The sequence below is a fragment of the Streptomyces sp. JNUCC 64 genome (assembly GCF_054484115.1).
The window spans coordinates 176,004-196,236 of the sequence record NZ_CM137015.1; the positions used below are offsets into that span (position 1 = coordinate 176,004).

At 75.6% G+C, this 20,233-nt stretch carries 13 protein-coding genes; 4 read left to right on the plus strand and 9 right to left on the minus strand.

The genetic code is table 11. The features are described from left to right. Positions 1–306: 306 nt before the first annotated feature. The 4 genes from ACVWNX_RS00720 to ACVWNX_RS00735 all read right to left on the minus strand — a co-directional run bounded on the left by ACVWNX_RS00720 (position 307) and on the right by ACVWNX_RS00735 (position 4,101). Positions 307–1,533, minus strand: a complete 1,227-nt coding sequence (locus ACVWNX_RS00720) for an ABC transporter permease (protein ID WP_454411870.1) — start codon at positions 1,531–1,533, stop codon at positions 307–309. Continuing rightward, positions 1,530–2,222, minus strand: a complete 693-nt coding sequence (locus ACVWNX_RS00725; RefSeq protein ID WP_454415029.1) for an ABC transporter ATP-binding protein — start codon at positions 2,220–2,222, stop codon at positions 1,530–1,532. Before ACVWNX_RS00725 ends, ACVWNX_RS00720 begins: the two co-directional genes overlap by 4 nt. 179 nt (positions 2,223–2,401) lie before the next feature. Beyond that, positions 2,402–3,475 carry a peptidoglycan-binding protein gene (locus ACVWNX_RS00730; RefSeq protein WP_454411871.1) on the minus strand — a complete coding sequence of 358 codons (1,074 nt, stop codon included), beginning with the start codon at positions 3,473–3,475 and terminating at the stop codon, positions 2,402–2,404. After that, the gene (locus ACVWNX_RS00735; RefSeq protein WP_454411872.1) at positions 3,472–4,101 is read right to left on the minus strand and encodes a hypothetical protein; all 630 of its coding nucleotides are present in this window, start codon (positions 4,099–4,101) and stop codon (positions 3,472–3,474) included. Before ACVWNX_RS00735 ends, ACVWNX_RS00730 begins: the two co-directional genes overlap by 4 nt. 134 nt (positions 4,102–4,235) lie before the next feature. Here ACVWNX_RS00735 and ACVWNX_RS00740 point away from each other — a divergent pair, with 134 nt between their 5' ends. Genes ACVWNX_RS00740 through ACVWNX_RS00750 form a run of 3 tightly spaced genes read left to right on the plus strand, consistent with a single transcriptional unit; the run spans position 4,236 to position 6,918 of the window. Further along, positions 4,236–4,931: a response regulator gene (locus tag ACVWNX_RS00740; RefSeq protein ID WP_454411873.1), complete on the plus strand. Its 696-nt coding sequence runs from the start codon at positions 4,236–4,238 to the stop codon at positions 4,929–4,931. An 8-nt stretch (positions 4,932–4,939) separates the two neighbouring features. Next, a complete protein-coding gene (locus ACVWNX_RS00745; RefSeq protein WP_454411874.1) occupies positions 4,940–6,424 on the plus strand; it encodes an ATP-binding protein in 1,485 nt (494 codons plus the stop codon). Continuing rightward, positions 6,421–6,918 (plus strand): GerMN domain-containing protein, encoded by a 498-nt coding sequence (locus tag ACVWNX_RS00750; protein WP_454411875.1) that lies wholly within the window; start codon positions 6,421–6,423, stop codon positions 6,916–6,918. Before ACVWNX_RS00745 ends, ACVWNX_RS00750 begins: the two co-directional genes overlap by 4 nt. Before the next feature lie 52 nt (positions 6,919–6,970). On the opposite strand, the gene ACVWNX_RS00755 is transcribed toward ACVWNX_RS00750, so the two are convergent. After that, positions 6,971–7,348: an ArsR/SmtB family transcription factor gene (locus ACVWNX_RS00755; RefSeq protein ID WP_454411876.1), complete on the minus strand. Its 378-nt coding sequence runs from the start codon at positions 7,346–7,348 to the stop codon at positions 6,971–6,973. Between the two features lie 171 nt (positions 7,349–7,519). On the opposite strand from ACVWNX_RS00755, the gene ACVWNX_RS00760 reads away from it, so the two are divergent. After that, a complete protein-coding gene (locus tag ACVWNX_RS00760) occupies positions 7,520–9,775 on the plus strand; it encodes a WD40 repeat domain-containing protein (RefSeq protein WP_454411877.1) in 2,256 nt (751 codons plus the stop codon). 55 nt (positions 9,776–9,830) lie between these two features. Here the strand turns inward: ACVWNX_RS00760 and ACVWNX_RS00765 are convergent, their stop codons facing one another. The 4 genes from ACVWNX_RS00765 to ACVWNX_RS00780 form a co-directional block, all read right to left on the minus strand. Next, positions 9,831–10,742: a hypothetical protein gene (locus ACVWNX_RS00765; protein ID WP_454411878.1), complete on the minus strand. Its 912-nt coding sequence runs from the start codon at positions 10,740–10,742 to the stop codon at positions 9,831–9,833. Between the two features lie 2 nt (positions 10,743–10,744). Next, positions 10,745–12,505 carry a sulfite reductase subunit alpha gene (locus ACVWNX_RS00770; protein ID WP_454411879.1) on the minus strand — a complete coding sequence of 587 codons (1,761 nt, stop codon included), beginning with the start codon at positions 12,503–12,505 and terminating at the stop codon, positions 10,745–10,747. Beyond that, positions 12,502–18,048: a glutamate synthase-related protein gene (locus tag ACVWNX_RS00775; protein ID WP_454411880.1), complete on the minus strand. Its 5,547-nt coding sequence runs from the start codon at positions 18,046–18,048 to the stop codon at positions 12,502–12,504. The genes ACVWNX_RS00770 and ACVWNX_RS00775 overlap by 4 nt, the downstream gene beginning before the upstream one ends. A 236-nt stretch (positions 18,049–18,284) precedes the next feature. Next, the gene (locus tag ACVWNX_RS00780; RefSeq protein WP_454411881.1) at positions 18,285–19,121 is read right to left on the minus strand and encodes an endonuclease/exonuclease/phosphatase family protein; all 837 of its coding nucleotides are present in this window, start codon (positions 19,119–19,121) and stop codon (positions 18,285–18,287) included. Between the last annotated feature and the right edge of the window lie 1,112 nt (positions 19,122–20,233).

Below are 20,233 nucleotides of genomic sequence, written 5' to 3' on the forward strand. Positions count from 1 at the left end.
ACCGTCGTCACCGGGTGCGGACCGGACAGGGCTCGCGATGGCGGGAGCGAGCGGTTGCCGGGACGCGGGACGCGGTCGTCAACGGTGCTTCCTTCGGGGTGGGGGGAACGCGATCCGCGAAGGGCGACACCACGCATGAGGAAGCATGAACCGCGGGTTCCGCCCGCGACAAGGCCCCTATCCGGACACCCCGGTGGCGTTCCTTGCCAGGGCCTCCGTCCACTGGACGCGACGGTGCCCCGGAACGCGTCGTACGCGCCCGGGGCACCCTTGCCGGAACGGCCGTCGCGGCGGCCCCGGGGGAGGTCAGCCGCCGCCCAGCGCGGCCGTCGGACGGAGGCGCGCGGCGCGCACCGCCGGGTAGAGACCGGCGACCACCCCGACGAGGAGGGTGGCGCCGAGTCCGGCCTGGACCGACCAGAGCGGGACCACCGCGCGCCAGCCCCGGGCGTGGGCCAGGGCGGCGGTGACCGCCGCCCCGAGGACCGCCCCGGCCGCGCCGCCGAGGAGGGACAGCAGCAGGGACTCGGTGAGGAACTGGAGCCGGACGGCGCCCCGGGTGGCGCCCAGCGCGCGGCGCAGACCGATCTCCTGGCGGCGTTCCAGGACCGAGATCACCATGGTGTTGGCGACGCCCACCCCGCCGACCAGCAGGGCGACCGCGCTCAGGGAGAGCATCAGGGTGGTGAGGCCCTCGTCCGCCGCCGTCTTCGCCTCCAGCGCGTCGGACGGGCGGGAGACCTTGACGGAGCCCTCGTCGCCCGGGGCGACGCTGCGGGCGAGGACGGCCCGGACGTCCTCCACCGAGGCGTCCGAGGTGCGGGCGAAGACGGTGCTCGGGTGTCCGTCGAAGCCGAAGTGCTCCTCGGCGGCGGGGAATCCGATCAGGGCGACCCGGTCCAGGGTGGGGACCAGGTCGACGGGGCGCAGCACGCCCACGACCACGAACGGCTCGTCGTCGAGCATGATCTTCGCGCCGGGGGCGGTGACCCCGAGGCGTTCGGCCGCGAGCGCGCCGAGGACCGTGACCGGCAGGTGTTCGTTGGCGGTGTTCAGCCAGACGCCCCGGTCGACCTCGGCCTTGAGCGCGGTGAGCAGGTCCGGCCGGGCGGCCTGGGTGGTGACCCCGGCGGTCCGTTCCTCGGGGACCACGTCACTGCGGCGGATCCGGGCGTCGACGTGCCCGGTCGCGGTGGCGTGCCGGACCGGGCCGACGCGTTCCACCATCGCCACGGCGGAGCGGGGCAGCCGGGCGGCCTCTCCCCCGGCGGCCTCGGCGGCCTCTGCGCCCTCGCCCGCCTCGGCGGTGAGCAGATTGGTGCCGAGCCGGTCCAGACGGTCCATCAGATCGGTGCGGCTGGAGGCGGAGAGCCCCACCACGGTGATCATGGTGGCGATGCCGATCGCGATGCCCAGGGCGGACAGCACGGCCCGGGCGCGACGGGTCCGCAGACCCACCGCGCCCAGTCGCAGGACGTCCACCGGGGAGAGCCGTCCGGGGACGAGGCCGTCGGCGCGGGTGCGGGGGCTCATCGCTCCTCCTCCGGCCGCCCGGGGCCGTCGGCGCGCCGGTCGGAGACGATCCGGCCGTCGCGCAGCCGGACGCGGCGCGGCAGCGCGTCGGCCGTCTCCTGGTCGTGGGTGATGACGCAGACCGTGGTTCCGGCGGCGTTCACCTCCCGCAGCAGGTCCATCACCACCGCGCCCGAGGCGCTGTCGAGGGCGCCGGTCGGTTCGTCGGCGAGGACGATCCGGGGCTCCCCCACCAGCGCGCGGGCGATGGCGACCCGCTGCCGTTCCCCGCCGGACAGCTCACCGGGGGTGTGGGAGAGCCGGTGGCCCAGGCCCACCCGGCGCAGGGCCTCACGGGCCCGGGCCCGTCGCGCGCCGGACGGTACGGAGGCGTAGAGCAGCCCGTCCGCCACGTTGTCGACGGCGCCGCGTCCGGCCATCAGGTGGAAGTGCTGGAAGACGAAGCCGATGTGGCGGGCGCGCAGCGCGGAGAGCCGTGCATCGGGGAGCGCGCCCACGTCGTGCCCGGCGACCCGGACGGTGCCCGAGGTGGGCCGGTCCAGGGTGCCGATCAGCTGGAGCAGGGTGGTCTTGCCCGAGCCGGACGGGCCGACGATCGCGAGGAGTTCGCCCTGTTCCACGGTGAGGTCCACCCCGCGCAGGGCGTGCACCCCGCCGGGGTACGACTTGACGGCGTCGCGCAGTTCGATGACGGCGCGGGCCGCGTGGGGGGCGTCGGCGGCGCGGGAGGACCGGGGGCCGTCGGCCGCGCGGGGAGCGCCGGGCGCGCGGGAGGACCCGGCGGCACCGGGCGTACGGAAGGCGTCGCGCCCCTGGGAGGACCGGGTGGCACCGGGTGTGCGGGAGGCGTCGGGGACGCGGTGGGCGTTCACCCCTCGGCCGTCCCGACCCGCTGTCCCTCGCGCAGCCCGGGTCCGCTGACCTCGACGCGGCCGTCCGCGGTCATGCCGACCTCGACGCGCGTCATCGTGGAGGTCCCGTCCCCGACGAGCTGGAGGCCGTAGCCGCCGTCCTCGCCGCGCAGTGCGACGACCGCCTCGACCGGGACGGTCAGGACGTCCTCGCGCCGTTCGCTGACGAACGCGACGCTGACGGTGCCCTTGGCGCCGGTGGCCCCCGCGTCCGCGTCCCGGGCGAGGGTCACCTCGACCGTGATGCCGTCTCCCCCGCCGCCCTCCCCGTCTCCGGTGTCCTGGGGGCGGACGGTGCCGGTGACCCTGCCGCGCGCGGTCCCGCCGTCCGGCAGGGTCACCTCGGCGCGGGTGCCCTCAGCGGCGAGCGCGCCGTCGTCCTGGCCGAGGGCGGCGAGGACGACCCGCCGGGTCGAGGAGACCGTGAGCACCGGTTCCCCGGGGGCGACCTGGTCGGCGAGCGCGGCGTCCACGGCGACGATCCGGACCGGACCGGGCTGGAAGACGACCTCGCCCCGCCCCACCCGGCCGGTGGGGACGCGGTTGAGGGACTTCTGCCAGCGCTTCACGGCGGCGGCGGTCGCCTCGTCGTAGTGGACGTCGACGTACAGTCCGGCGCCGTACCCCAGGTCGCGCAGATTGCGCTCCAGTTGGAGCACGTCGCTGCCCCGGTGCCCGTCCCGCATCTCGCGGAACATCGGCACCGGGCCCCGGAGCAGGGTGACGGGCTTGTCGTCGAGTTCGTACAGCGCCTGGCCCGGGGTGACGGTGCGGCCCTCCACGGCGGCCACCGTGACCGTGCCCGCGACGGCGGCCTTGACCGGTCGCCGCTGGGTGAAGCCCAGGGTGCCGTCGACCGTCTTGGAGCGGACGAGGTCGGCGCGGGTGACGGTGGTGGTGGCGGGCGGCGGGCGGTCCCCGCCCGCGCCGGTGCCGGTGCCCCGGCCGTCCAGGGCGCCGCTCGCGACGGCGGCCACGCCCCCGGCTGCGGCCAGGGCCACCAGGGCGGCGACGGTGGTGCGACGTCTCACTGCATGCCGTCCAGTCCGTCGAGGAGCTTGTCCTCGCACGCATCCCAGGCCTCCTCGTAGACCGGCGAGTCCTCCTTGATCGCCGGGTCCAGGGGGTCGGGTTCGCCGCCGGGGATGGCGTTGCCGCCGGACATCACCGGGTTGGCGAAGCGGGAGACCCCGTTGTCGCGCATGCACTTGGCGTGCGCCAGCATCGACTCGAAGTCCTTCTGCTGGTCGCGTTCGGGCTGGAGGTTCGCCGCCGCCCGCAGCTCCGGACCGCAGACGCCGTTCTTCCCGCCCTTGGTGTCCTCGCCCATGCCGTCGGGGTCGCGGATCTCGTTGATGGCCTTCCAGTCGAGGTGGCCGCTCAGCTTGGGGTCGGGGTAGTCCTTCACCCCGGCCTTGGTCCGCATGCAGCGCACGTACGTCAGCTGGGCGTCGTAGAAGGCGCTCTTGCCCGCCCGGGCGGCGGAGCCGTCGCCGCTCTTCTTCTTCGCGGGGGTGGCGGAGCCGGTGGCGGGGGCGTCCGGGACGGAGGCCACCTCCCGCTCCGCCCGGACGCCGTCGCCTCCGCCGCAGGCGGCGGTCAGGGCGAGGACGGGAAGGACGACGAGCGCCGCGAGGCGTGGTGTGTGGGTTCGCATGCGGCCCAATCTCGGGCCGTCACATGGTGGGGGCGTGGTGGCCGCATGATGGGGACGTAACAATCGGCGCGGACCGCGTTCCCGGGCCCCGCGAGGGCGTCTGGCCTGGTCAGCGCTGCCCCATAATCGAGCGCATGCCGCATGTTCTGCTGATCGAGGACGACGCGTCCGTCCGGGACGCCACCGAGCTGGTGCTGCGCCGCCACGGTTACGAGGTGACGGTCGCCGCCACCGGCGAGGAGGCGCTGGAGGCGCTCGACGGGCCCGTGGGCAGCCGGGTGGAGCTGGCCGTCCTCGATCTGATGCTGCCCGGCATGGACGGTTTCGCGGTGTGCCGGGGTATCCGGAGCCGGTCGGCCGCCCTCCCGGTGATCATGCTCACCGCGCGCGGGGACGACGCGGACGTCGTCACCGGGCTGGAGGCGGGCGCGGACGACTACGTGGTCAAACCGGTGACGGCGCCGGTGCTGGAGGCCCGGATCAGGGCCGCCCTGCGGAGGGTGACGGCCTCCGCCGCCCGCCCGGAGCGCGGCGAGGACCACGCGGGGCTCGGGATCGACCGGTCCGGGCTCGTGGTCACCAAGCACGGGACTCCGCTGGCCCTGCCGCCCACCGAACTGCGGCTGCTGCTGGAACTGTCGGCCTCGCCCGGCCGGGTGTTCAGCCGCGAACAGCTGCTGGTCTCCGTCTGGGAGCACGACTTCCTCGGTGACTCCCGGCTGGTGGACGCGGCCGTCGGACGGCTGCGCGCCAAGATCGAGGACATACCGGCGAAGCCCCGGTACGTCCAGACCGTCCGGGGCTTCGGCTACCGCTTCGGGCCGCTGTGAGCGACCCGGTGTCCGCCCCCGGGAAGTCCGCGCGCGGGGACCGCCGGGCCGGACGGGCCCGGTGGGCCGGGTCCCGGCTGTTCGGCGGGCTGCGGACCCGGCTCCTCGTCGCCTTCGTCCTCGTCGCCCTGGTCAGCGCGGCGACCGCCACCGCCCTCGCGTACCGGGAGTACCGGAACGCCGTGCTGCGCTCCGCCCAGGACGCCTTCGCCACCGAGCTGAGGGAACGGGTGGACCTGCTGGCGCCCGAGTTCGACATCCCGCCCGACCGCCGCTCGCTCACCGCCTTCGCGGACGACGTCGCCGACGGGCTCGGCGCGGGCGCCACCGTCGTGGTCCGCTACGAGGAGCTGGGCGTGATCTCCGGCCCGCGCGCCCCCGCGTCCCTGGTGAGCACCGGTCTGGGGGCGGCGGTGCGGTCCGGCGACCGGGCCCGTCTCCAGCGGGTCGGGCACCGGGGCGAGCCGTACCTGGTGGTGGGGACGCCGGTCGCCTTCGACACCGGACGCGACTCCGGCCTGGAGGTCTTCGCCGTCGTCTCGCTGCGGGCCGAGGGGGCGGAGATCGGCGGGCTGCTGGACACCGTGCGGGACGGGATCGTCCCGGTGCTGCTGCTCGCCGCGCTGCTGGCCCTGCTCGCCGCGCGGACCGTGCTGCGCCCGGTACGGGCGCTGGGCCGGGCCACCCGCGCCCTGGCGACCGGCGCGCTCACCACCCGGGTGCCCGCCCGGGGTCGGGACGAACTCGCCGATCTGGCGCGGGACTTCAACACCACCGCCGACGCCCTGGAGCGGTCCGTCGGCGAGTTGCGCGCCCAGGAGGAGAAGGCCCGCCGGTTCGTCGCGGACGTCTCCCACGAACTGCGCACCCCGCTGGCCGCGATGACGATGATGACGACCGTGCTGGACGAGGACGCCGACGGGCTGCCACCGGACACCGCCCGGGCGGCGCGCGGGGTCAGCGCGGAGACGGCCCGGCTCGCGCGGCTGGTGGAGGACCTGATGGAGATGTCGCGCTTCGACGCGGGGGCGGCCCGGCTGGTCGCCGCCGAGACCGACCTGTCCGCGACGGTCCGCTCCTCCCTCGCCCTGCGGGGCTGGTCGGAGCGGGTGGAGCTGAGGGCCCCCGGGACGCTGTGGACGACGGTCGACCGGCGCCGGATCGACGTGGTCGTCGCCAACCTCGTCGGCAACGCCCTGCGGCACGGGGCCCCGCCCGTGACGGTGACCCTCACCGCCGGGGACGAGGGGGTGACGGTGGAGGTCGCGGACCGTGGCCCGGGACTGCCCCCGGAGGTCGCCGAGCGGGTCTTCGACCGCTTCTACAAGGCGGACTCCGCCCGCACCCGCTCCGAGGGCAGCGGACTGGGCACCGCCATCGCCCTGGAGAACGCCCGGCTGCACGGCGGCACCCTGACCGCCGCCGACCGCCCCGGCGGCGGGGCCCTGTTCACCCTGCGACTGCCCCGCGCGCCCCGGGAGGACCAGCCGTGATCCCCGCCCGCCGCACCGCCCCGGCCGCCGTCCTCGCCCTGGCGCTCACCGGCTGCGGAGTGCCGCCCACCGGGGTGCTGGACGCCGGGCCCCCGGCGAAGGGCCTCGCCACGGCGGCCCGGCTCTACTACGTGCGCGACGCCCGGCTCGAAGGGGTCTCCCGCCCGGACCGCGAACTCTCCGACGTCCAGGACGTCACCAAGCTGCTCCTCTCCGGGCCGACCCCCGCCGAGCAGGAGCGCGGGCTCACCAACCTCGTGGAGACCACGGGCGGCTACTGGGTGACCGCCTCGCGCGCCCGGGTCACCCTCCACGCGCCGGGGACCGCCTTCCCCGCCGACGACGTGCTCCGCAACGGCCAGTGGGTGTGCACCCTGGCCCGTGCCCAGGCCGCGCTGCGCCAGGACGTCCAGCCGGACGACGTCCAGGTGACCCTGGACGGCGAGGGGCCCGCGATCGGGCCGTACACCTGCTCCCCCTTCCTCCGCAGATGACCGGAGCCGGGGGCGGGCAGCGCCGACCGCTGCCCGGACGGGCGGCCGTTCCTCAGACGGCGGCCGGGGGATTGGCCAGCAGCCGCCCCATCGCGGCGAGGACGGCGGGCTCGATCCGGTAGTAGACCCAGGTGCCGCGCCGCTCGGAGGTGAGGAGCCCGGCCTCCTTCAGCTTCTTCAGATGGTGGGAGACGGTCGGCTGGGAGACCCCCACGTCGGAGATGTCGCACACGCACGCCTCGCCGCCCTCGTGGGAGGCGACGGCGGAGAACAGCCGCAACCGCACCGGGTCGCCGAGCGCCTTGAACATCCGCGCGGCCGCCCCGGCTTCCTCGGCGGTCATGGGGCGCTCGGTCAGCGAGGGACAGCAGGGCGCGGCCCCGTCCCCCACGGCGGTCCCGGTCGGCGTCGGCGCCTTCACCTTCGACATGCCCTCATGTTCACATACATCGAATCAAGGGGCGACGTCCCCCGGTCGGCGGCGCCCCGGTCGCGCGGCGGTCCGCCCACGCCCCGGCGGTGCGCGGCGGGCGGGCCCGGCGGGGACCGCCGGGGGAAGGACCGGCGGCGGGTGTCAGCGGGGGCGCCTACGCTGCCGGTCATGTCTTCCGACGGGGTGCGTGACGGCGAGGGGAACGGACGGCACGAGCGGGGCGGCCGGTGGGACGATCCGGTGTTCCTGGTGCACGGGGAGCCCGCGCGGGTGCGGGCGGCGCTGGACGCCGCGCCGGGCGCCCGGGCCCGTTCGGTGGCGGCGGTGTACCGCGCCTCGGCGCACCGGCACCGGGACGCCCCGCCCGCCGTGCGACGGCAGTCGCTGGCGCTGGACGCCGCACGGTACGGGGACCGTGAGCTGTCCGCCCGGATCACCGCCGTGCCGGTGGCCGGGGCGGAACGCGCGCGGTGGGGGTTCGACTGGGCCACCGCCGGGGGGACCGACTCCCGCGCGCGGTACGTCCTGCCCGGGTGGAAGGCCCCGTGCGTGGCGACCGCCGTGGTGGCGGGCCGCGCCGTCGCCGTGGGCCCGTCGCTGACCGGTGACGACCACGGTCGGGCACTGCGGATGTGGGACCTGCTGACCGGCGATCCGGTCGGCGCGCCCCTGACCGGTCACACCGGTGCCGTGCGCGCGGTGGCCACCTGCGCGCTGGACGGCCGCGCCGTCGCGCTCACCGGGAGCGAGGACGGGACCGTACGGCTCTGGGACCTGGCCGCCCCGGCGCCCCTCGGCGGACCCCTGTCCGGTCACGACGGCTGGGTCCTCGCGGCGGCGACGGCCGAGGTGGACGGACGGACGGTCCTGGTCACGGGCGGCAGCGACACGACGGCGCGGGTGTGGGACCCGCGCACCGGACGGCAGCTCGGCGCGCCCTTCACCGGTCACGGGCACTGGGTGGAGTCGGTGGCGACCGCCGTGGTGGACGGACGTGCCGTGGCCGTCACCGGCGGCGCGTACACCAGGGTCCGGGTCTGGGACCTGGCCACCGGTCAGGAACTCCACGCCCCGCTGACCGACCGCGCCGACCGGGTCGCCGCGGTGGCGACGACCGTGGTGGACGGCCGCCCGGTCGCCGTCACCGGGGGCGACGACCGGACGGTGCGGGTGTGGGACCTCGCCACCGGCGAACCGGTCGGCGATCCGCTGACCGGTCACGGCGGCCGGGTGACCTCGGTGGCGACGGCCGAGGTGGCCGGGCGTCCCGTCGCCGTCACCGGCGGCGCCGACACCACCGTCCGGATCTGGGACCTGACCACCCATCAGGAACTCCACGCCCCGCTGAGCGGCCACACCGACCGGGTGGGGGCGGTGGCGGTGGCGGCCGTGGACGGCGTCCCCTTCGTCGTCAGCGCCGGGGACGTGCGGACCACCGGTCGCGCCGACCACGACGTACGGGTGTGGGACCTCGGGGAGGCGCGGCGCCCGGGCGGAGCGCCGGACCGGCACCGCGAACCCGTGCTCGCGCTGACCTCCGCGACGGTGGACGGACGGTCCGTGATCGTCTCCGGGAGCGCCGACGGGACGGCCCGGCGGTGGGACCCGGCCACCGGGGAGCGGACGGGCGCCCCGTTCACCGGTCACGACGGCGGGGTGCACACGGTGGCGGCGGGGACGGTGGAGGGCCGCCCGGTCGCCGTCACCGGCGGCCACGACGCGCTCCGGTGCTGGGACCTCGCCACGGGCGGACCCCTCGGCGGCCCGCTGACCGATCCGGACGGCGGGACGCACGCGTGGGCACCGGGCACCCTGGACGGCCGCCCCGTGGTCGTCACCGGAGGCGGGCCGGGCGCCGGTCGGCCGCTGCGACTGTGGGACCCGGTGGCGCGCGGGCCGGTCGGGGCGTTCCCCACCGGGCGTCACCGTCGGCACTCCGACCGGGTGGTCGCGGTGGCGGTGGGCGTCGTGGACGGACTGGCGGTCGCCGTCACCAGCGCCGACGACCGGACGGTACGGATGTGGGACGCCCGCACGGGGCGGCCGGTCGGCGGGCCGCTGGCGGACGACCTGCCGGTGCGGTCGTTGGCGGTGGCGGAGCCGGGGGGCCGTCCGCTGGTGGTCCTCGGCGGGGGCACCGGGGCGGTGCGGATCGTGGACCTGGCCACCCGCCGGACGGTCGGGGACCGACCGCGCGGCCACGCCGACGTGGTGGGCGCGGTGGCGCTGGGCACCGTGGCCGGGCGCCCGGTCGCGGTCACCGGGGGCTGGGACGGCACGGTGTGCGTGTGGGACGCGGTGACGGGCGGGCGGATCGGGGAGGAGATCGTGTTCCCCGCCGTGGTGAGGGCGGTCGCGGTGACGCCGGACGGACTCCTGGTGGTCGGCTACGGGCCGGACCTGGCGGTGCTGTCCCCGCGCTGAGGGCCTTCGGCCGCGCGCCGGGGTCCCCCCTCCTGTGCCGGGGCCGCCCCGGGCGCTATCCGCCGGGCAGCACGGCCGTGAGCCGTTCCCACTCGGCGTGGACCCGCCCGCCGACCGCCCCGAACTGGGTGATCATCGCGACGCAGCGCCCGTCCGCGTCGTCGAGTTCGATCGCCGGGGTCGGGCCGTGCGCGCCCCTGGAGCGGACGAGGCGGCAGGAGCGGACGCCCGACAGCTCGATCTCCACCGAGGCGTCCTCGAAGGCCGCGAACACCTGACCGCCGACGGTCCGGTCGGTGACCAGCACCCGTCCGGCGCACGCCTGCGCCGCCGCCGGGGCGAACACCGCGACGCCGACCGGCAGTCCGGCGGCCCGGACGGCCTCCAGCACGGCGGGCACCACACCGGGGTCGAGCGTCCGGTGGCGGTCGGACGTCCCGGGCGCGGCGGGGCCGGTGCCCCCGAGGACCGCGTCGAGCCGGGCGAGCTGGTCGCCGTCCGGCCCCGCCGGTGGCCCCGGGACCGGGGCGGGTGCCCCGGACGGCGGTCCGACGGCGGCCGGGCGGGCGAGCCCGGCCAGCAGCCGGTCCGCGGCGGAGAGCAGCCGTCCCCGGTGGACGGTCCGGCCGTCGGTGTCGTACAGGTGCAGCGCGACCGTACCGGCGGGCTCGTCCCGGACGACCGCGGCCGAGGCGATCCGCGCGCCGTCGAGGCGCAGCGCGATCGTCCCCGGCCGGACGGCGAACGCCTCGCCGCGCAGGCTGGGGAGCGCGTAGCTCCCGGCCTGGTCGATCCGGGCGACCGGGCCGCCGGTGAGCGCCTGGACGTGCTGGAAGAGCGTCAGGCAGTGCCCGAGTTCCGGCATCCGGGCGTCGATCAGCCGGACGGAACCGCCGCGTCTGCGGCAGTCCGTCCCGAGGGCGCAGAGGCACGGGCCCCCCGGGGGCTCGCGCCACGGGCCCGTCATGCTCAGTACACGTCCCGGACGTACCGCTTGGAGCGGCGCAGCTCCGCCAGGTACTGGGCCGCGTCGTCGTCCCCGCGTCCGCGCTGTTCGCCGATGACGTGCAGCAGGGTGGCCTCCACGTCCTTGGCCATCCGGGAGGCGTCGCCGCAGACGTACACGTGGGCGCCGTCCTCCAGCCAGCCGTACAGCTCCCGGGACTGCTCGCGCATCCGGGTCTGGACGTAGACCTTCTCCGCCTGGTCGCGGGAGAACGCCAGGTCGAGCCGGGTGAGGACACCGCTGTCGGACAGCTCGGTCAGCTCGTCCTCGTAGACGAAGTCGGTGGCCCGGTGCTGGTCGCCGAAGAACAGCCAGTTGCGTCCGGAGGCGCCGGAGGCGGCGCGCTCGTGGAGGAAGCCGCGGAACGGCGCGATGCCGGTGCCCGGGCCGATCATGATCATCGGCGCGTCGGCGTCGGCGGGGACGCTGAACGCGGTGTTCGGCTGGAGGTAGACGCCGACGTCCGCGCCCGGTCCGACGCGGTCGGCGAGGTACGTGGAGGCCACGCCCTCGTACCGGCGGCGCGGGGTGCCGTAGCGGACGGACGCGATGGTCAGGTGCACCCGGCCCGGGTGGGCGAGCGGGCTCGACGAGATCGAGTACTGCCGCGCCTGGAGCGGCCGCAGGAACGGCAGCAGGGCGTCGAGGTCCGGGGCGGTGGCCCCGGCGTCCCTCAGCAGGTCGAGCACGTCCCGGCCCCAGAGCCAGGAGTCGAGGTCGGAGCGGTCGCCGTGGGCGACGACCGCGGCCAGCTCGCTGGAGGGCGCCCGCTGCACCAGGTCGGCGACGAGTTCCTTGGACGGGGTGCGGATCTCGCGGCCGGTGCGCAGCACCTCCACGAGCGGCTGCCCGTCGACGTCCTCGTCGCCGGTCGCGCCGAGGTGCGCCAGGAGTTCGCCGACCAGGGCGTCGTCGTTGACCGGGACGACGGCGAGCGCGTCGCCCGCCGCGTAGGTGATGCCGCTGTCCCCGAGGTCGAACTCGTAGTGGCGGATCTCCTTGGCGCTGCCCTCGGCGGACAGCGTCCGGTTCACCACCAGCGGGGACGGGTACGGGTTGCGCTTGTTCCAGGCGGAGCGGGCCTTCGGGGCCGGGGCGGGCGCGGGGGCCGCGCCCCCGGTCGCTCCGGCCGCCGCGCCGGTCTCGGCGGCGAGCCGTTCGAGGACGGCGGCCGTCCACGTTCCGGCGGGCTCCTCGTAGTCGACGTCGCAGTCGACGCGGTCGTGCAGCCGGGTGGCGCCGAGCTGCTCCAGCCGGGTGTCAATGAGCTTCGCGGCCTGACAGAAGTCGTCGTAGCCGCGGTCCCCGAGCCCGAGGACCGCGTAGCGCAGGCCCTCCAGCCGGGGCGCGCCCTCGGCCTGGAGCGCCTCCCAGAACAGTCCGGCGTTGTCGGGCATCTCGCCCTCGCCGTACGTCGAGGTGACGACGAGCAGGTGGGACATAGTGGCGAGGCGCTCGGGGGTGACGTCGTCGAGGGCGACGGCGGACCCGCCGAGGCCGCGCGCGCGGGCCCCGGAGACGAGTTCCCCGGCGAGGAACTCGGCGGTGCCGGTCTGGGTGCCGAACAGCACGTCGACGGTGGCGACGGGCGCGTCGGAGGAGGGGGTCTCCCGGCGGGCGGCGGCGGCCACCCCGGCGATGAACCCGGCGAGCCACGCCTCCTGCTCGGCGGAGAACGGCGCGTCGGCCGGGATCAGGGACCCGGTCGGGGACAGGACAGTCACGTGGTCACCGCTTCGGTCGGGGCCTGCGGGGCGCGGCGCTGGGCGATGTCCTCCAGGGCCGCGGTGGCGAGCATTTCGTCGAACCGGGCGGCTCGGACCCGCCCGGCGTTCTTGAGGGTCTGGTGGACGATCCAGCCGTAGGTGCCGGGGGCGTCCACGCTGAGGTTGTTGCGCTGGCGGAGCGCCCGCTTGTAGTCGTCGAGGCGCTTGACGGCGATGAGGGTGGCCAGTTCGTCGTTGTCGAACCGCTCCAGCGTGCCGCGCAGGTACTTCACGACGCGCTGCTTGACGAAGAAGTCCTCGGTGAGCACCAGGTTGCGGACGGCCTCGGCGATCCGGGGGTCGTCCGCGCCGGTGGCGGCGGGGACCCGCTGGAGCGCGACGTCCTGGGCGACGCTGAGCACCGTGTAGGAGGACAGCAGCGAGAACATGTCGTCGTCGCCCTGGTCGCCGAGGGCCGGGGCCCGGCCGCCGAGCACGGTGCGGCGGTCGCGGTAGTCGACCTTGAACGCGCGGAGCTTGTCGGTGGCGATCGAGGTGGCCAGCTCGTCGAGGAGTTCGCCCCGGGTGGCGGCGGCGAGGATCTCGGTGGCGTCCTGGTAGAGCAGCAGGGAGCGGGGCATCCCGCAGTACACGTGGCGGCGTTCGGTCGCCCAGTCGGCGAGCAGCCGGACGGCGAGCGGGGAGCCGGTGGCCTCCACGTGCCACTCCAGGAGCAGCCGGACGGCCTCCTCGTGGAAGGCGCCGTGCTCGGTGTCGGTGACCGGGAACACCAGCAGCGAGTCCGCGCTGACCCGGCCGGCCAGTTCGCCCGACGGGTCGTACTGGTAGAGGAACCCGCCGCTCATGCCGTTGCCGAGGCCCTTGCCGAAGCCGCCGAGGTTGAGCACGGTGCCGCCGGTCATGTACTCGCAGCCGAAGTCGCCGAGGCCCTCCACGACGGCGGTGGCGCCGGAGTTGCGCACCGCGAAGCGGTCGCCCGCCTCGCCCTGGACGAAGGTCCGGCCGCCGGTCGCGCCGAACAGCGCGAAGTTGCCGACGAGGACGTTGCCGCCGCGTTCGGCGGCGCCGCCGCCGGGGGCGCGGACGATGATCCGGCCGCCGCTCTGGCTCTTGCCGACGCCGTCGTTGGCGGTGCCGGTGTGTTCGAGGGTGATGCCGTCGTTGCAGAACACGCCGTAGGACTGTCCGGCGGAGCCGGTGGTGCGGACGCGGACGGCGCCGTCGACGAGACGGCGGCGGCCCCGGTCGTCGGTGGTGACGGCGGGCGCCCCGGCCAGCGCGGCGGCGTCGAGCTGGTGGTTGAGGAGCCGCTCGACGTCGATGCCGAGCTGACCGCCGACCGACTTGTCGCTGTTGCCGAGGCGGATGCCGTCGATGAGCGCGGTGGGCTCGCGGCGGTCGAGGAGCGCGGCCCGCACCCGCTCGATGAGGGCGTCGTCGGTGGTGAAGTCCTTCTCCAGGTACTCCGGGTCCTCGACGGTCTTCTCCGGGACCCGGGCGAGCAGCCGCCGGACGTCGAGGCGGCCGACGCTCGCCGGGTGGTCGAGGAGCTGGAGCAGGTCGGTGCGGCCCCGGGCGTCGCGCAGGGAGCGCAGTCCGAGGCGGGCGAGGATGTGGCGGACGTCGTGCGCGATGTTGAGGAGGTACTGGGCCAGCGCGCGCGGGTCGCCCTCGAACGCCTCGGGGTTGGTGGTGAGTCCGGCGGGGCACTTGACGTTGCAGTTCTTCGCCATGACGCAGCCGAGCATCATCAGCGCGGTGGTGCCGAACTCGAAGCTGTCGGCGCCGAGCAGCGCCGAGGTGACGACGTCGCCGCCGGTCTGGTGGGCGCCGGAACAGCGCAGCACGACCTTCTGGCGCAGCCCGTTGGCGACCAGCGCCTGGTGGACCTCCGCGACGCCGATCTCCGCCGACCGTCCGGCGTACTTGAGGCTGGTGACGGCGGCGGCACCGGTGCCGCCGGTGTTCCCCGCGACGTTGATGACGTCCGCGCCGGCCTTGGCGACGCCGACCGCGATGGTGCCGATGCCCTCGGAGGAGACCAGCTTGACGATGACGCGGACCCGGGCGGCCTTGCAGTCGTGGATGAGCTGAGCGAGGTCCTCGATGGAGTAGGTGTCGTGGTGCGGCGGCGGGGAGATCAGTTCGATGCCGGGGGTGCCGCCACGGGCGGCGGCGATGTCCACGGTGACCTTGGGGGCGGGCAGCTGGCCGCCCTCGCCGGGCTTGGCGCCCTGGCCGATCTTGATCTCCAGCTCTTCGAGCATCGGGTCGGCGAGGTAGCCCGCCCAGATGCCGAACCGGCCGGAGGCGAACTGCTTGATCCGGGAGCCGCGGATGGTGCCGTAGCGGGTGTGGTGCTCGCCGCCCTCGCCGCTGTTGGACATGCCGCCGACCATGTTGGTGCCGTGGGCGACGGCCTCGTGGGCCTCGGCGACCAGGGCGCCGTGGCTCATCGCGCCGGAGGCGAGCGAGCGGGTGATCTGGTGAGCGGGCTGGACCTCGTCCAGCGGGACGCTCTCCGGGGCGTTCTCCAGCAGCGCGAGCAGCCGGGCGGCGGCGCCGGTGGCGGTGACGAGGACGCCGTCGGCGTCCGCCGCCACCGTGGTGACCTCGCCGGGGTGGACCAGCGCGAGGCCCTCGGCGAGCGCGGTGTGGCGCTCGGCGCCCTCGGGGCCGGGGGCGGTGAGGCTCAGCCGGACCGTCACCGCGCCGTCCTGAGCGGAGTCCCGGGGGGCCGCGACCACGCCCCGGACGGTGACGCTGGCGTTGCCGTCGGTGGAGAACCGGCCGAGTTCCCGGGCGAAGTCCTCCGGGGTGCGCAGCCCGGTGACGTCCGCGGGCAGCGCGAGGACGTCGCGGAGCGCGGCGGGGCGGCGGGAGCGCTCCTGGTGGGTGGTCTGGAGGAAGGTCCGGTAGCCGGGGGTGATCCGGAACGCGTCGATCTCGGCGTCGCTGAGCGCGTCGTAGCCGGTGTTGCGGTACGCGGTGTCGGTGATGCCGAAGGCGTCGTCGAGCTGGCCGAGGGTGAGCAGCCGCAGCGCGTCCGGGTCGTCCTCGCGGCCGAACTCCGGGCGCTCCTCGGTCATGCCGCCGAAGCCGCGCACGGCGTTGATGCCGAAGGAGTGCCCGGCGCCGTCGGAGCGCTCCTTGAAGAGGCCGAGCAGCGGGATCTGCTGTTCGGTCTCCACGGTGCGGGCCCGCTCGTGCCACTCGGTCGCGGTCTGGGCGATGCGGGCGAAGCCGACGCCGCCGACCGGGGCCTCCATGTGCGGGAAGATCCGCGCGAAGACGTCGTCGCGGGTGTCGAGGTAGTTGGGCTCGAAGAACTCGCCGCCGATGTAGCTCTCGGCGGTGCACAGCCCGACCCGGCCCATGGTCTTGGCGAGCGACTTCTCGGCGGCCTTGCGGAACCGGGCCAGCGCCCGGTCGGTCTCGGTGCGCTCACCGGCGGGGGCGGGGGCGCTCGGGTACTTCTCCTCGGCGCGCAGCCGGGCGCTGAGGCTGTAGACCGCCGAGGCGCCGAAGCCGAGCGCGGTCGCCACGTGGTGCGAGGAGGCCAGCTGGCCGCTCTCCACGACGAGCGAGACGCGCAGCCGCAGCCCGGTCTCGATCAGGCGCTGGTTGACCGCGGCGACGGCGTGGATCACGGGCAGCGGGGCGCGGGTGGAGGAGACGGCGCGGTCGGTGAGCAGGGCGATGCCGCCCCGCTCGGCGGCGAACCGCTCGACGTCGTCGCAGAGCCGTTCCAGGGCGGAGCGCAGCGCGTCGGCGTTGGCGGTCTCGTCGCCGTACACCGGGTCGTACAGCATGGCGAAGCGTTCGAGCGGGACGATCCGCTGGTCGCGCAGCCGGACCATGTCGAGGTGGCCGAGGACCGGCGAGGAGAGCACCAGCTGACGGCCGTTGGTGTTGCCGGTGCCGTCGGGCTTGGGGCCGAGGGCGACCCGCATGCTCATGCCGTCGGCCTCGCGGATGCTGTCCAGCGGCGGGTTGGTCACCTGGGCGAAGCGCTGGGAGAAGTACTTGGCCATGCCGCCCTCGGTGTCGCTGAGCGCGTTGATGGCGTTGCCGTAGCCCATCGCCGAGATCCGCTCGGACCCGGTGGCGAGCATCGGGTCCAGCATGAACCGGAAGCTCTCCTGGTTGAGCGAGTACGCGACGTACCGGCCGGCCAGGCTGAGGTCGCCGTCGTACCCGAGCGTGGTGGTGCCGCGCTGGTAGTCGGGGGCGGGCAGCTCGTCCAGTTCGACGCGGGCACCGGTGAGCAGCTCGGAGTAGGGGCGGCGGGCGGCGAGGGCGTCGAGCACCTCGCGGGTGCGCATCCGGCGTCCGGTGCGGTGGTCGACGACGAGCATGCCGCCCGCCTCGATGCGGCCCCGGTGGACGACCTCGTCGTCGGGGAAGGCGACCTGTCCGGCCTCGGAGGCGACCATCAGGTACTCGGTGGTCTCGACGGTGCGCAGCGGGCGGAGCCCGAGCCGGTCGAGCCGGGCGCCGATGACGTCGCCGTCGCTGAAGATCACGGCGGCCGGGCCGTCGTTCTTCTCCTCGTACAGGGAGAAGTACTCCAGCATGTCCCGGACGGCCGGGGGCAGGGTGCGGTCGTTCTCCCAGGCGGGCGGCATCAGGGTGACGACGGCCTCGACGATGTCCAGTCCGTCGTCGAAGACCCGGCTCTGGAGGGTCTGGTCGAGGCGGCTGGAGTCCGACTGGCCGGGCGGGCGCACGATGCTGCGGGTGCGGGCGCGGGCGAGGGCCTCGTCGGAGAGGCGGTTCTTGCGGTCGGTGTTGAGCTCGCCGTTGTGCGCCATGAGGCGGAACGGCTGCGCCATGGTGGGGTGCGGTTCGGTGTTGGTGGAGAACCGGGTGTGGAAGTACAGCGAGCGGACGGAGTGCCGGGGGTCGGTCAGGTCGCGGAAGTACCCGATGACCTCGTCGGAGTTCAGCCGTCCCTTGAGGACCTGGGTGCGGGCGCTGAGGGAGAGCGGGTACAGCCCGGCGTGGGCCTCGTCGGCGTAGGCGGCGGCCTCGACGGCGAGCAGCGCGCGGTTGGCGGCGGCGTCGACCTCGGCGCGCTCCCACTCCCCGTCCTCGGGGGCGCGGAACACCCACTGGACGATCGGCAGCTGGTAGCGCTCGGCGGTGGGGCGGGCGACGGTGTGGTCGACGGGGACGTCACGGACCAGCAGCAGGTCGAAGCCCTGGTCGGTGATGCTCCGGGTGACGAGGTCGACGGCGCCGTCGCGGCGGTCGGCGTCGGTGGGGACGAAGCAGTTGGCGACGCCGAAGCGGCCGGGGCGCAGTTCCTCGCCGGTGAGCGCGCCGAAGAACTCCACCGACAGGTCGACGCTCACGCCCGCGCCGTCCCCGACGCCCTCGGCGGACTTGCCGCCGCGGTGGGGGATGGCCCGCAGCGCCTCGTCGCCCTTGGCGATGACGTCATGGCTCGGCGTCCCGTCGAGGCGGGTGATGAAGCCGACGCCGCAGTCGCTGTGTTCGCGGGCAGGGCTGTGCAGACCAAGGGGGGAGTGATTCACGTGGGTCCCGTCAGCGAGATACCGGCAGCGGACGGCCAGGCTGCGTCGGTGAAGCGCTCGCCGCGGGCGGACCGGTGTGGCGGTCGAGCCCCGAGTGGTGGTGCGGTTGAGTACGGTAAGCCTTACCTGAGAGCTCCCGCAAGGAGATGTCGGTCACCGTTCGGCGGTTCGACACCGGCACCGGAGGACAGGCTTCTGCGACTGCCCCGCCCGGTGTGTGCGCACAGGGTACCTCCCTAAGCGAGCCGCAGGTCAGCCCGGACCAAATGGTGGTCGGAGTAGGGGGACGGATGCACTCCGTGGCGGGCCCGGACGACGCCTCTCAGGAAGACGTAGTCGAACTTGCTCTGCCAGTCGGTGGTGGGCTCGCAGGTGCCGGTGAGCGCGGGGCGGCACTGGGGGTCGGTGTCCTCGGCGAGCTTCCACATGCCGGTCAGCTCGGGGGCGTCCGGCACGGCGTTGAAGTCGCCGAGGACGATCGCGCGCTCGTGCCGGGCGACCTCCCGGGCGAGCACTCCGGTCTGGTCCGCCCGGACCTCGCCCTGCTCGCGCTGGGCGAGGTGGGTGTTGAAGACCCGGACCCGCTGACCGCCGACCGTGGTGGTGACCGCCAGGTACCCCCGGTCCTCGGAGCCGCCCTCGGGGTACTCCACGTTCACCCGGTCGGTCATCGGCGCCGCCGAGAGCAGCGCCTGGCCGAAGGCGCCCGGGTTCCACGGCGCCCCGCCGCAGCGGCCGCGCTTGCGCAGGACCATCCCGTACTCGACGTGGTAGACCAGTCCGTAGCGGCCCTCCAGGTAGTCCCGGATCCGCTCGACGTCCCGGACGCAGGCTTCCTGCAGACCGATGACCTGGGGCGCGTAGGAGGCGATCTCCGCCGCGCGGTCCATGTTGCTCTCGTCGCAGGGGTTGCAGATGTTCCAGGTCATGACCCGGTGGGGCACGACCTCCCGGACGGCTTCGGCGGGCAGCGAGCGGCCGAAGAGGGCGCCGCTCGGTTCGCCCGGGGCGAGGAGCGCCGCGCAGGCCAGACTGACGGCGCCCGCGAGCAGCCGGGTACCCCTTCCGAGCACATCGCCCCCATCGTCCCGGACGCCCGTGCGACCGTCGGCGTCTTCGGGGACGAGGGTACGGGACGGGGCGCCCAGCCACCCCGTGGTCGTGGCTCTCCTCCCGTCCGGAAGGGCGGCCACCGGGGCCCGGCGGACCGGGGGCGGCCGCGCCGGGTCCGACCGGGGCGTCCCGCCCCCGAGCCCGGCTGACGGACCGTCACCCGTGTCCGGACTTCCGTACTTTCGGCCGGTGCGCGGGGGTGCTCCGGCTCCCTAGCCTCGACGCGTGACCACATCCGACCGACCGGCGACCGGGGCGGCGGGCGCCCTGCCCGGCCTCGCGCCCGCCCTGGTGACCGTCCGCACCGCGGATCTGCTCGCGGTCAGCCGGGGCGGGGCCTCCCGGGTGCCCGGAGCCGCCGTCCCGGTGACCGCCGACGCCCTGGCGGTGCCGCGCCGACGGCACCCGGGCGAGCGCGCGGCGGCGGGCCCGGCCGTGACCGCCGGGGCGGCGGCGGTCTCCCTCGCCGTCGGGACCGGCTGCCAGGGAACCGGCCCCGGCCACGGCGCTCGCGCTGTCGGTCCTCGTCGGCTCCGCCGTCAGGGCGCTCCCCGGGGCCGCCGCCGGAGGGATCGCGGTGGGCGCGCTCGCGGTGACGGGGGCCGTCCGGCTCCCGGGAACGGGCGCGGTGCCGGTCCTCGCCACGGCGGGGACGGCCGCCGCCCTGGTGACCGGCGCGGCGCCGCGCCTCACCGACCGTGCGCGGGGGCCCCGGCGGGACGTCCACGGGCCGGGCGGGCGACGGGACGCCCGGCGGTCCGGACGGCCCCGGTCGTAGCATGGCCCGCGCCCGCGCGGACGTGCCGTCCGTGACCCGGCCCGTCCCCCACCCCCCGAAGCCGCCCATGGAGACGTCCGCCCGGCTGTGGCGCGGCGGTGACCGCGCGCTCGACCGGCCGCCGGCCGGGGCCGCCGTCCCCGGCCGGTGGTCCCGGGGCGCCGCCACCGCCGGGCTGGGCGCGGTGTTCCTCGCGGTGACCGCCGTCCAGGCCGTCGCGCTCGCCCGGACCTGGGGAGCCGGGTCCTGGCTGCCCGGCTCCGTCACCGCCGTCCTGGTGTGCTCGCTGGCGCT